The following is a 13,268-nucleotide window of genomic DNA, read 5'->3' on the forward strand; positions in this document are numbered from 1 at the left end:
GCGCAGATGGTGAAGTTACCGATAAGAAGAGAAAGAGCCTTCCCGAGGGTGGTGAAGGAAAGGCCACATAAATATGGTAAAGCCAGGAACAAAAATGCCAGTCAGTTGCTTAACTGACTGGCATTACTCGCAAGAGGGGCTTTTAATTTATCAGGCATGAGCGACGGGTGTGGTGTGGTGCCCTGCTTTGCGAAGGAGCATCAGTAAGTAAACAAATGCCACACCAGCAATCATGACAAACAATAAACTGTCTGAGAAACTTTGCATCAACATCGATGTAAACGTAGGCCCGAGCAAGCTGCCTACGGTGTAACTTAGCAGCAGCGCCTGGTTCATCGCGACCAATTGGTGATGTTCAACTTTCTCGCAGGCCCACGCCATCGCCACCGGGTAGAGTGTAAAACCAGCAGCACCCAGAACAAATAAAGTCGGCCCCATGGCTGCGTGGCTCAACATGGCCATACAACCCAGAATCACAATAAACACCTGAACACGTAGCACTAACAGGCGGCCAAATCTATCGGCCAAACGCCCAACCGGCCACTGTCCAACAATTCCCGCACTGACCATCACCGCCATCCAGAATCCAATTCCGGCATCGCTGACGCCCTGATGGTTTAAATACAGTGGCATTAATCCATACAGGGAACCGAGAACAATCCCTGAAATTATGCAACCGTTCACCCCCAGGCGCGCATGCCGCAGACGCAGCATAGGCCATACTGGTGTCGCCTCCTGGTTTTCACTGCGATCGTTCACAATACGAGTGAACAGCAATGGGAGAATGGCGGTCAGCGTTAATACGGTGACCCACGGCAAAACACTGGCTAAATCCGTCGGCATTTTGCTAATCATCAATTGGCCAAGTACCGTGCCAACGTAATAAACCATCATGTATGCTGCCAGCAGGCGTCCACGGTTACGCGACGTACCACTGCACATCAGCCCGCTCTCGACGACCACCCAGATCATCGCGCAACCAATACCCGCGATGAATCGCCACATCATCCAGCTCCAGAAACCGGTCATTAATCCCAGGCCTGCGCAGCCCGCCGCGAAGATCAACGATGCAAGATAGTAACTACGGTTGAACCCCTGGCGCTTAATCAGCCACCCGGTCATCAATGTCCCCACCAGGTTTCCAGTAAAGTACGAAGATCCCACCATCCCGACTTGCCAGGTTGGAAGATTTTCGTGAGCTAACCAAAGTGGAACCAGCGTGTTTAGCACCGCAATCGCCAGGGTCAACAGCATCAAACCGCAGAGCAAAAGCATTACTGGCTTTGTATAGGTGGACATGTAAAAAAACCGAGAGGAAGAGAATAAATTTGTGCGCATCATGCCACTGGAAAAATGATTGTCAATCCAGCGCTGACGGGGCCTGCCACAATTTATCGGGTGTCGATTTGAAAAACTAATCTAACGGGTCATCGGAACACGTGACGTCGATGCTATCTCTCTGTTTTTGATGAGATCAGAGATTGCGAACCGAAGCGGAATGGATGAAATATTTCATGGAGAATTGGATGATATTTTCTTATGCGAAGATAAAAAAATGCGCCCGAAGGCGCATTTCATTTTGATGGTTTGTTAGCTAGCAATCGCCATGCCGACTGTCATATGCAGGCCGTAGAACACACCACGCCCAATCAGTTCACCAGCAATAACCAACACAAAAGCCAGGGCCAGCACTGCTGGACTCGCCTGCCTACCTCTGAGCTGTGGAACAATCCAACACACTAAAGCTGCAGCCAACACCAACAGTCGCCACGACATTAATGCGCCATATTGCGGCACCAATGCTGACGCCTGCGCAATAGAGCTTTGAATCGTTGCTAACTCCATGCCTTGCAGCATGACAACCATGCAACTTACCAGCACCGCCAGCAGCGAAATTGCAGGAAGAATACGCATTCCCCAACCCGTTACGCCCGCGACACGCAGCAACAGATAACCTAAAAGCGGCCCGCCAATAAACATCGTCAGGAAGAAGCTCAGCGGCGTATAAACGCTATACCAGGTTGGAACGGTATCAATCAAGTAAACTTTGCACATCATCCAGACAAAGAAAACGCCCAGAATCATTGTCAAAACCATCCAGATCTTTCCCAACGCCTGAGGCATTTTGCCCAGCACGGTAACCAGCCACCAGAAACCGCCGACAGCGAAGAACACCGAACCACTGGCAATTTCATTACTCAACGCTGAATCACCGATGCGATTGAGTGAGTTGAACGCGCGCAACGGGGAGCCTAAGTGCAAAACTGAGGCCATAAAACCAATACCCATGAGTACCCACAGTACGATCATTGCCCAATGGACTCTTTTTTGCTGTGCGCATTCTGAAATGCCCGTCATTAATGCCAGTGCCATGACGATAAAACCACCCGCGACACACTGCCCCAAAACCGTAAAGACCATTAACGGCCATTCATGCCATCCGTTTCCCATCTCACACCTCCTTTGGGTTTGCCAGATAGCCGGTTTTATCCCCACAAGGACGGCTGTTGGCGTTGGGTTTAATGACAATATTTGGCTTCGTGAAATGTGCTGATGGTAGAGGAGCAATCGCTGCTTGCTCGCCATACTTTTCACGCAGTTCCGCTATTGGCGCCATATCCAGAGCACGCAATGGGCAAGATTCCACACAAATTGGTTTCTTACCTTCAGCAATGCGCGAATAACAGCCATCACACTTCGTCATGTGTCCTTTTTCTGCGTTGTACTGTGGTGCACCATATGGGCAAGCCATATGGCAATAGCGGCAGCCGATACACACGTCTTCGTTTACGACTACAAAACCGTCTTCACGTTTATGCATCGCACCGCTTGGGCAAACCTTGGTACAAGCAGGGTCTTCGCAATGGTTACAGGCAATTGATAAATAGTAGGCAAACACATTTTGCTGCCAGACACCGTTGTCTTCTTGCCAGTCACCGCCAGCATATTCATAGATGCGGCGGAAGCTGACATCCGGCCCTAAGTTTTTGTAGTCTTTACAAGCCAGCTCGCAGGTCTTACACCCTGTGCAGCGGCTGGAATCGATATAAAATCCGTATTGAGTTGTCATCAGCTATTCCTTACGCCTTCTCGACCTGGACGAGGTTACTGTGGGATGGGTTACCTTTCGCCAGAGGCGACGGGCGTTGGGTGGTTAACACGTTAATGCAGCCAGCGTGATCCACTTTGTTGGCATCCGGGCTGTACCATGCCCCTTCCCCCATCGCGACAACACCAGGAATAATGCGCGGCGTGACTTTAGCGTTGATATTGACTTCGCCACGTCCGTTGAAAACGCGCACTATATCGCCGTTTTTAATCCCACGATGCTGTGCATCGATTGGGTTGATCCACATTTCCTGACGACAAGCAGCCTTAAGTACTTCCACGTTGCCGTAAGTTGAGTGCGTACGCGCTTTGTAATGGAAACCGGTCATCTGCAATGGCCATTTCTCTGCGAGCGGATCGCCATAGTTTTCAAAGCCGGCGCTGTATACCGGCAGAGGATCGATGACATCCCCTTCGTTGAGTTGCCACGTCGCGGCAATCTCTGCCAATTGCTCAGAATAGATTTCAATTTTCCCGGACGGCGTCGTCAGCGGGTTAGCAGCGGGATCTTCACGGAAGGCTTTATACGCCACGTGATGCCCTTCTGGATCGCGCTGCTTGAAGATGCCTTGCTTGCGGAACTCATCGAAGCTTGGTAATTCTGGAATTGCTTCCTGAGACTGTTGATACAAGTGACGCATCCAGCCTTCTTGTGTGCGGCCTTCAGTAAACTTATCCTCAACGCCCATACGTTTTGCCAGTTCACTGGTCATCTCATAGATAGTTTTGCACTCGAAGCGCGGTTTGATCGCCTGATCTGCAAAAATCACATACGACATGTTGCCGCACGACGCATCGAGACAGAAGTCCATCTGTTCAGAGGCGGTGCAGTCTGGCAGCAGAATATCTGCGTATTTAGCGGAAGACGTCATGTGGTTATCGATGACCACAATCATTTCGCATTTCTTGTCGTCTTGCAGAATGTCGTGGGTACGATTGATTTCTGAATGCTGGTTAATCAGACAGTTACTGGCGTAGTTCCAAACCATTTTGATCGGCACATCAAGTTTATCTTTGCCACGCACACCATCACGAGTTGCCGTCATTTCCGGGCCACGCTCAATAGCATCAGTCCACAGGAACATAGAAATGCTGGTCTGTACTGGGTTTTCTAACGTAGGCATACGAACGAAAGGTAAATCGTAAGAGCCTTCGCGTGCGCCGCTGTTACCGCCGTGAATACCCACGTTACCCGTCAGGATCGACAGCATCGCGATAGCGCGAGAAACCAACTCACCGTTTGAGTGACGCTGTGGCCCCCAACCCTGGCTGATAAATGCTGGTTTTGCTGTAGCGATTTCGCGGGCCAGTTGCGTGATGCGTTCCGCAGGAATACTGGTGATTTTCGCTGCCCATTGCGGCGTTTTCGCCACGCCATCCGCACCATTCCCTAGAATATAGGCTTTATAGTGACCGTTAGCTGGCGCAGTTTTTGGCAGCGTTTTTTCGTCGTAACCGACGCAATATTTGTCGAGGAAAGGCTGATCAACGAGGTTTTCTGTGATCATGACCCACGCTAATGCAGAGATAAGCGCGGTGTCAGTCCCAGGACGAATCGGAATCCATTCATCTTCACGTCCTGCACCCGTATCGGTATAACGCGGGTCAATGATAATCATGCGAGCGTTAGATTTTTCGCGCGCTTGCTCAAGGTAATAAGTCACCCCGCCGCCACTCATACGTGTTTCGCCAGGGTTATTGCCAAACAACACCACAAGTTTGCTATTTTCAATGTCTGAAGGGCTGTTGCCATCCGCCCAACCACCGTAGGTGTAATTCAGGCCAGCGGCAATCTGAGCGGTTGAATAGTCACCATAGTGGTTCAAGTAACCCCCGCAACAATTCATGAGACGGGCGATCAATGTTGAACCCGGTGGCCACGAACGAGTCATCGTGCCACCCAGCGTACCGGTGCCATAGTTCAGATAGATTGCTTCGTTGCCATGCTCTTTGATGATGTCTTTCATGCTATTAGCGATGGTATCGAAGGCTTCGTCCCAGCTGATACGCTCGAACTTGCCTTCGCCACGCGCACCAACACGCTTCATTGGATATTTCAGGCGATCGGCATTGTAGACACGGCGGCGCATCGAACGGCCACGTAAACAAGCACGAACCTGATGTAGTCCTTCGTAATCATCGTTACCGGTATTGTCTGTCTCAACGTATTTGATTTCACCGTCCACAACATGCATGCGCAGTGGGCAACGGCTACCACAGTTGACGGTACAGGCACTCCAGATAACTTTTTCGGGTGTGTTGACGGCTTCAGTCACGTTTTGCGCTAAAGCCAGGCGGCTAAAGGGAAGTGTTAATGCACCACTCGCAGCAGCAAGCCCACCAATAGCCGTGGTTTTCACCAGCTTACGGCGGCTCACCTGGGCGGTCAGAACCGCATTAGAAGTTTTCTCTTTCATAGGACCCACTTGTTTCGTGCTCACATTTAAACAAGCCGGCAATGGTTATTCAGGTAGTTACGGCCTGCGTTTCCGTTGCTCAGCCAAAAAGAGAAAGGAGTGTCATAATCTTTGCCAGTATCACGACTGACGACCCGGTTAAGTCATTTAACCTCTGGCCACCAAATGATAAGAATACTGAATGAGTTGTTGTAGTAATCATCACTCGCTTTCTGGAGCCGATAATACTCATTTGGGGGTATTTGGTATTGTTTGGCGTCAATAAAGTCAGATTGACTCTGGGAATGAGAATATTTACGGCAAAAAAAAAGCGCCCGTAGGCGCTTTATAGAATTAAATCGAACTAACACATTACATTAGCCGATGTACTCAAGCCCTTTCATGTAAGGACGCAATACTTCAGGCACTTCGATACGACCGTCTGCTTGCTGGTAGTTTTCCAGTACAGCCACCAGAGTACGGCCTACAGCCAAACCAGAACCGTTCAGTGTATGTACCAGACGGGTTTTCTTGTCTGATTTACTGCGGCAACGAGCTTGCATACGACGAGCCTGGAAATCCCCACAGTTAGAACAAGAGGAGATCTCACGGTAAGTGTCCTGCGCTGGCAGCCACACTTCCAGATCGTAAGTTTTTACCGCACCAAAACCCATATCACCGGAACACAGCAGTACTTTACGGTACGGCAGATTCAGCAATTGCAGTACTTTCTCAGCATGGCCAGTCAGTTCTTCCAGAGCATCCATAGAATTCTCAGGAGGCACTATCTGAACCATTTCGACTTTATCAAACTGGTGCATACGAATCAGACCACGGGTATCACGGCCATAAGAACCCGCTTCAGAACGGAAGCATGGGGTATGAGCAGTCATTTTCAGTGGCAGAGATTCATCATCCAGGATTTCGTCACGCACCAGGTTGGTCAACGGAACTTCAGCCGTAGGGATCAACGCATAGTTGCTGGCACCGGCTTCTTCTTCCAGTGGGCGCGTATGGAACAGATCCCCTGCAAATTTAGGCAACTGCCCTGTACCGTACAACGTGTCGTGGTTCACCAGATACGGAACATAGTTTTCAATGTAGCCGTGTTGTTCGGTGTGCAGATCAAGCATGAACTGGCTCAGAGCACGATGCATACGAGCGATTTGCCCTTGCATCACAACAAAGCGAGAACCGGTCACTTTAACTGCGGAGGCAAAATCCAGGCCTTTAGCCATTTCGCCCAGCGTCACGTGGTCACGCACTTCAAAATCGAATTTACGCGGCTCACCCCAACGGCTGACTTCAACGTTTTCGCTGTCGTCTTTACCCATCGGCACGCAATCGTCCGGAATGTTCGGCAGGGTCAGCGAGATGTCGCGGATTTCTGCCAGCAGGGCGTCAAGCTCGGTTTTCGCTGCATCCAGGTCTTCACCCAGCTGGTTAACCTGCAGACGCAGTGGCTCGATGTCTTCCCCGCGCGCTTTCGCCTGGCCTATGGATTTCGATCGCGAGTTACGTTCAGCCTGCAGATTTTCAGTTTTGACCTGCAATACTTTACGACGCTCTTCTAAAGAGCGCAGCGTTTCTACATCCAGCTTAAAGCCTCGGCGTGCCAGTTTTTCAGCGACTGCGTCTGGCTCTGTACGCAGCAGATTGGGATCGAGCATGCTTATCCTGTGCTTATCGAATTAATGGAGGGGATACGGTCACAGCCTGCAACCGCATTGATATTCTTGCTAACCTTACCGCAACGTCTGCATTAGCGGTAGCGTTTTGTCGGGCTATTTTGATCCTGTTCAGCAAGCCAGGCGAGCTTTTCACCAATCTTGCCCTCAAGACCTCTGTTTGTTGGCTGATAATAGCGTGTTTGTGCCATTTCCTGCGGGAAGTAGACCTCACCGGATGCGTAAGCGTTGGGTTCATCATGAGCATAGCGATACTCCTGACCATACCCCATTTCTTTCATCAGTTTAGTTGGCGCATTGCGTAAATGGACGGGAACATCGTAATCGGGGCGCTCGCGGGCATCGGCCATTGCCGCTTTAAAAGCCGTATAGACCGCATTACTTTTTGGAGCACATGCAAGATAAACGATAGCCTGAGCAATTGCACGCTCACCTTCCGCAGGGCCCACGCGTGTAAAACAGTCCCACGCCGCAAGAGCGACCTGCATACCACGCGGATCGGCATTTCCCACATCTTCGGATGCAATAGCCAGCAAACGGCGGGCAACATACAACGGATCACCACCAGCCGTGATAATGCGTGCATACCAATACAGTGCAGCATCAGGGGATGAGCCACGCACCGATTTATGCAATGCTGATATCAAATCGTAGAAACGGTCGCCTTTATTATCAAAGCGCGCGCTGCGTTCACCTGCAATTTCTGTCAGCAAAGCAATATGCAATTCTCGATGACCACTGGCATTGGTTTCGGCCATATCAGCCATCATTTCCAGGGTATTCAGGGCACGACGAGCATCGCCATTAACCAGTTCCGCTATCGCACGGCGAGTCTCATTTGGCAGGACAATATTCTGCCCGCCATAACCACGTGCAGCATCACTCATCGCCTGGTCGAGTACTTTTTCGATATCTTCCGTGGTAAGCGATTTGAGCAAGTAAACGCGTGCGCGTGATAGCAGTGCAGAATTTAGTTCGAAAGAGGGATTTTCGGTTGTGGCACCGATAAACGTAATTGTGCCGTCTTCAATATGAGGTAAAAAAGCGTCTTGTTGGCTTTTGTTGAAACGATGGACTTCGTCGACAAACAGAATAGTGCGACGCCCGGCGTTGCGATTCTGACGTGCTCGCTCTATGGCTTCGCGGATCTCTTTGACACCGGAAGTCACCGCTGAGATACGTTCAACATCCGAGTCAGCATAGTGCGCAATCACTTCCGCCAGCGTGGTTTTACCCGTACCCGGTGGCCCCCATAAAATCATCGAATGGAGATGCCCCGCTTCGATAGCCTTAGGAAGCGGTTTGCCTGGGGCGAGCAGATGTTGTTGACCGATATACTGCGCGAGGTTCTCCGGCCGCATACGCGCGGCCAGAGGCTGGAAGGTATTCTCAGAAAAATCGAGCGACAGATTGCTCACTCATACCTCTACTTACGTTGATCGTCCACCGTCACGCCTTTAGGCGGGGTAAACGTAAACTTGCTCATGTCCACAGCACCATTTTGCTGGGTTTTCAGCGCGTAGCTGCTGCGTTGATCGTCTTGCTCGATGGCACTGAACTGATGAATAGTCCCGTCGCGCCCAACATTGATGGTGAACTGTTTAAGGTTACCTGCGCTGGTTTTTGGCGTCAGTATGAAGTCATCACCGCTTTGTTTGATGTTGTACTGCTGCCAGTCGCTGCTTTGGTTACGTGCAATCAACATAAACGGCGTATTGCCAGTCGCATCTTTCAACCATGTTGCGCTAACTTGCTCAACAAACGGGTTATAGAACCACAGCGTTTTACCATCAGAAACCAGAATGCTTTCATCGGGCTGAGTCATATGCCAGTTGAACAGGTTAGGACGCTTAACCCACAAATCACCCTGACCTTCTTGCACTGCGGCACCACTACCGTCCGTCACTTTCTGGGTAAAGCTGGCGTGGAAGCTGCTGACTTTATCTAAACGGTCTTTCAAGTCACCAGCGGCATCAGCCCAGGCAGCGGTTGCGGTCAAAGCAGTCAACAAAGCACAAGTAATAGCGATTTTTTTCATTATGATCCCTTAAAATTCATGCGCCACAAAGCGACTGCGCTGTGGCATTTCTGTTGCCCACTTTAGTCGAGTGCTATTCATGAGCAACAGAAGAAAAAGCTGATTTTCCGGTAATTTACCCTTCTTTGCACAAGAGCCGCAACAGCGACTCTTGCACACAAGATTACTCGAATGGCGGTGGAGCCAGTACTTCGCGGTTACCATTATGTCCTTGCGGGCTCACGATCCCCTGCGCTTCCATTTGTTCAACAATTCGAGCGGCACGGTTGTAGCCGATACGGAACTGGCGCTGAACACCGGAAATAGAGGCTTTACGTTTTTCGACCACAAAAGCAACAGCCTGATCAAATAACGGATCAAGTTCTTCATCTCCGTCAAGACCACCACCAGCCCCTCCTTCACTCTCGTTATCTGAGGTAATGCCGGTGATATATTGTGGGCGACCACGCGCTTTCCAGTCCTGAACCACAGCATGGACTTCCTGATCACGGACAAACGCACCGTGAACACGCACTGGCAGCGTCGAGTTTGGCCCGGAATAAAGCATGTCCCCCATCCCCAGCAGTGACTCAGCGCCACCCTGATCAAGAATGGTGCGAGAGTCGATTTTACTCGATACGGTAAACGCAACGCGCGTCGGGATGTTGGCCTTAATCAGGCCGGTAATCACATCAACTGATGGGCGCTGAGTGGCCAGTACAAGGTGAATACCCGCAGCACGCGCTTTTTGCGCCAGACGCGCAATCAACTCTTCCACTTTCTTGCCAACCGTCATCATCAGGTCAGCAAACTCGTCCACCAATACAACGATATACGGCAATTTCTCAAGCATTGGATGAGAGACTTCCATGCTGTCACCCGGTTTCCAGAATGGATCTGGAATTGGACGGCCCATGCGTTCTGCTTCCAGCACACGTTCGTTGTAGCCCGCCAGATTTCGCACGCCTAATGCTGACATCAGTTTGTAGCGACGTTCCATTTCGTTAACGCTCCAACGCAAGGCGTTTGCGGCGTCTTTCATATCTGTAACGACTTCGGTCAACAGATGCGGAATACCTTCGTACACTGACAGCTCAAGCATTTTCGGGTCGATCATGATAAAGCGGACTTCTTCCGGTGTCGCTTTATACAGCATGCTGAGGATCATGGCGTTGACACCAACCGACTTACCGGAGCCCGTTGTACCTGCAACCAGCAAGTGCGGCATTTTCGCCAGATCGGCAATCACCGGCTCACCACCGATATCTTTACCCAGCACCACCGTTAACGGTGAAGCACTGTCACGGAACTTGGCGCAATCCAGCACTTCACGGAGGTATACGGTCTGACGTTTTTTGTTCGGCAGTTCCAGACCAACATAGGGTTTACCCGGAATAACCTCGACCACACGCACCGCTACCGTCGACAATGAACGCGCAAGGTCGCGAGACAAGTTGGAGATACGCGCGGCTTTCACGCCTGGCGCTAAGTCAAGCTCAAAGCGAGTGATGACGGGGCCTGGAGAGTAATCTACAACGTCCGCTTTAATACGGTAATCCGCAAGGCGAGCCTCCACCAGACGTGCCATTTGCTCCAAAGCAAAGGTGTCCACTGGCTCAACTTCTGCTGGCGGAGACGTCAGCAAATCCAGCGACGGTAAAGGCGTGGTAGGACGCTGCAACGGACGATCATCACCATTTCGCATCAGGAATGGATGGATCAGGCTTTCCTGCATTTGCGGCGCTGTAACTGGTGTACTGGACTGTGGCGGCGTCCTTTGCGGCTGTGCAGTTTGCCAGCTTTGCTCAGGCTTAACCGGTACAGGCTCTTCAATAGGGCTCGGCGTAAACAAGGGTTCGCCAGGTCCATCGTTGACGAGCGTTTTCATTGGCGAGAAATCAAAATCATCCAGCGAGAACGGCACATTATTTGGCTGTTGCTGATTAGATTGCGATCCTGACGCTGTGTAACGCTGCTGCTGTTGTGCCGCAAATTGACGTGCTAATTCAGCCTGCTCAGCCTCATCTTCATCTTGCTGCGAAACGTCGTCTTCATACTCTTCGCCATAACGTTGCTGTTGTTGAGCAGCAAACTGACGAGCAAGCTCATGCTGCTGAACGTCTTCGGCGTCGTCAGCATACTCATCTTCGATATCCACACCATTCTGACGACGAGCTTCTTCTTCAGCCATACGCTGAGAAGGCAATTTAATCCCGTAGGAAGCAAGTTCACGGCGAGTCGGCACCCGCACACGATTTGGGCGTGGAAGCTGCGGGCCAATCCCCTCTTTGGTCTGAGGACGTGGCGCATCACTGGCAATACTAAACACGGGGCTAAAGGCAGACGCTACTGCCACGACTTTTGCCGCGTCTTTTACATCCTGTGGAATGGTAGCACCAGGTGCTGGCACCACGGATGTCGTATCGAATACACCTTGCGGCATTGATGGTGTTTCAATCTGCGGTGCGGAAGTCGACGTAGTCGTTTGAGCAAATGCAGGGCTTTGATCATAGCCATAGGGATCAGGTTTTGGCTCGTTAACCGGCTGATACCAGGCCGCTAGTTGCTCCCGTTCACGTGCACGTCGCTCTTCGACCTCTTCGAAATGGTAGATCGGTGGGCGAACTGCCGGTTTTACTTCTTCAACCGGTTCAGGTTGAGGTGTTGGCTCGACGGGAGCAGGCTTATAGTAAGCGGATTCAGGCGGCGCTTGTTCAACGACCGGTTCTGACCTATGGTTTGTCACCTGCTGCGGAATGTATTGCTCAGCCTCGCACGGCGCGTGGAAACTTTCAGGCGCAGGCGCAATCACGGGGTCTGGCGTCACAGTGGTAGGCGCAGGTTCCCAGGCAATAGCAGGCGTATGTTCTACTTCTGGAGCAGGGGCTGTAACAGGAGGCACCGTTGCCATTGGCATAACCGGAGCGGCATAGTCTGGATTATTTGCCATCGCAGTGGCCGCTGTAGCGGCTACAGGTGCGACAATAGACTGCCCGTGTAAAAGCGGATCGTATTCTTCGCTTTCCGGCAAAGTGGCTTTATTACCAGAAAACAGTACGTCATCTTCTGGCGGCGCCGCTTTGTTATTTGAGAACAAAACATCATCTTCGTCGTCATCCATACGCTTACCAGAAAACAGCGCTGAGTCTGTTTTACGTGCGTTGGGATTGGCAAATTTTTCGGAGATACGCTGCTTACGGGCTAACGCGCCACGTAAAATGCGCGCACGACGAGACTCGCGTTTTTCTACTTCTGGCGCGTGCTCTTCGTCATGTTTTTCATCTTCGTAGTCGTAATCATCATCCTGCCAGGTGTTATCACGACGAGTACGGTTGCTGGCAAAAGTGAGCACGCTCAAGGTCGCGCCACCAATTTTTTCAGCAATACTCACCCACGACCAGCCCGTAAACAGGGTCAAACCTGCTGCCCATACGCATAACAACGCGATTGTACCGCCGCTGCTGTTAAGCAGAGGCATCATGGCCGTGCTCAGCAGACTGCCGATAACGCCACCCGAGGCGAAATACCAGATGTCATCTGCGTTAATTGCCGCAAGTCCGCAAGCCGTCAGCACCATTGCCAGCACGCCAATAAGACGTAAAGAAACGGCGAAATAATCGACAAATTCTTCGCTATCCCGATTGCGGAACGTGAACCAACACGCACCGATAATAATCACCGGAATGGTGTAGGCCATTACGCCAAAGATGAAAAATAGCGTGTCGGCCAACCACGCACCTGGCATCCCTCCCAAATTATGGATAGGTTCGTGCCATGCGGTTTGTGACCAACTGGGATCTGAAGGATTAAAACTGAGCAACGCCGCCATCAAATAGACGGCAAAAATGGCAACAAGAAGCAGTAACGCCTCTAATGCCCGACGCCCGCTGCTGAGTTTCCTCAATGTAACTTCTTTTTCTTCGGTGTATTCCTGGCTCAAGTAAGACTCTCCAGGTCCTTAATAAATATGGAGAGCAACAGTGCCGGGCATTCCCGGCACTGTTGCTGTATGAATTACCAGGAGTGTAACCAAAATACGCAGATTTTGCACCTGGCCCG

The 13,268-nt window shown here is 51.0% G+C and carries 9 protein-coding genes; 1 reads left to right on the plus strand and 8 read right to left on the minus strand.

Going from position 1 to position 13,268, the window contains the following annotated elements; all coding sequences use genetic code 11:
* Positions 1-117, plus strand: a 117-nt coding sequence (locus BSPA111_RS22650) for a hypothetical protein (RefSeq protein WP_255459265.1), incomplete at its 5' end; no start/stop codon positions are given.
* A gap of 33 nt (positions 118-150) precedes the next feature.
* Here BSPA111_RS22650 and BSPA111_RS09290 read toward each other — a convergent pair.
* The 8 genes from BSPA111_RS09290 to BSPA111_RS09325 form a co-directional block, all read right to left on the minus strand.
* Positions 151-1,299 (minus strand): MFS transporter, encoded by a 1,149-nt coding sequence (locus BSPA111_RS09290; RefSeq protein ID WP_183270884.1) that lies wholly within the window; start codon positions 1,297-1,299, stop codon positions 151-153.
* A 291-nt stretch (positions 1,300-1,590) separates the two neighbouring features.
* The gene (locus BSPA111_RS09295; RefSeq protein WP_183270885.1) at positions 1,591-2,451 is read right to left on the minus strand and encodes a dimethyl sulfoxide reductase anchor subunit family protein; all 861 of its coding nucleotides are present in this window, start codon (positions 2,449-2,451) and stop codon (positions 1,591-1,593) included.
* A gap of 1 nt (position 2,452) precedes the next feature.
* Positions 2,453-3,070 carry a DMSO/selenate family reductase complex B subunit gene (locus tag BSPA111_RS09300; RefSeq protein ID WP_034494312.1) on the minus strand — a complete coding sequence of 206 codons (618 nt, stop codon included), beginning with the start codon at positions 3,068-3,070 and terminating at the stop codon, positions 2,453-2,455.
* Between the two features lie 10 nt (positions 3,071-3,080).
* Entirely contained in the window at positions 3,081-5,525 is a 2,445-nt protein-coding gene (gene dmsA, locus BSPA111_RS09305) for a dimethylsulfoxide reductase subunit A (RefSeq protein ID WP_183270886.1), read from the minus strand.
* Between the two features lie 356 nt (positions 5,526-5,881).
* Positions 5,882-7,174 (minus strand): serine--tRNA ligase, encoded by a 1,293-nt coding sequence (gene serS, locus BSPA111_RS09310; protein ID WP_183270887.1) that lies wholly within the window; start codon positions 7,172-7,174, stop codon positions 5,882-5,884.
* Between the two features lie 92 nt (positions 7,175-7,266).
* Positions 7,267-8,610 (minus strand): replication-associated recombination protein A, encoded by a 1,344-nt coding sequence (locus BSPA111_RS09315; RefSeq protein WP_183270888.1) that lies wholly within the window; start codon positions 8,608-8,610, stop codon positions 7,267-7,269.
* Between the two features lie 8 nt (positions 8,611-8,618).
* Entirely contained in the window at positions 8,619-9,230 is a 612-nt protein-coding gene (gene lolA / locus BSPA111_RS09320) for an outer membrane lipoprotein chaperone LolA (RefSeq protein WP_183270889.1), read from the minus strand.
* Positions 9,231-9,393: 163 nt separating this feature from the next.
* Entirely contained in the window at positions 9,394-13,149 is a 3,756-nt protein-coding gene (locus BSPA111_RS09325) for a DNA translocase FtsK 4TM domain-containing protein (RefSeq protein WP_183270890.1), read from the minus strand.
* Positions 13,150-13,268 lie beyond the last annotated feature (119 nt).

The sequence above is a fragment of the Buttiauxella sp. A111 genome, assembly GCF_014189855.1.
In the GTDB taxonomy this organism is placed as follows: domain Bacteria; phylum Pseudomonadota; class Gammaproteobacteria; order Enterobacterales; family Enterobacteriaceae; genus Buttiauxella; species Buttiauxella selenatireducens.

Excerpts from the sequence above, each read along its gene's own strand:
- serS (WP_183270887.1), bottom strand. The coding sequence starts at position 7,174 with ATGCTCGATCCCAATCTGCTGCGTACAGAGCCAGACGCAGTCGCTGAA.
- BSPA111_RS09290 (WP_183270884.1), bottom strand. The coding sequence starts at position 1,299 with ATGTCCACCTATACAAAGCCAGTAATGCTTTTGCTCTGCGGTTTGATG.
- BSPA111_RS09300 (WP_034494312.1), bottom strand. The coding sequence starts at position 3,070 with ATGACAACTCAATACGGATTTTATATCGATTCCAGCCGCTGCACAGGG.
- BSPA111_RS09295 (WP_183270885.1), bottom strand. The coding sequence starts at position 2,451 with ATGGGAAACGGATGGCATGAATGGCCGTTAATGGTCTTTACGGTTTTG.
- dmsA (WP_183270886.1), bottom strand. The coding sequence starts at position 5,525 with ATGAAAGAGAAAACTTCTAATGCGGTTCTGACCGCCCAGGTGAGCCGC.
- lolA (WP_183270889.1), bottom strand. The coding sequence starts at position 9,230 with ATGAAAAAAATCGCTATTACTTGTGCTTTGTTGACTGCTTTGACCGCA.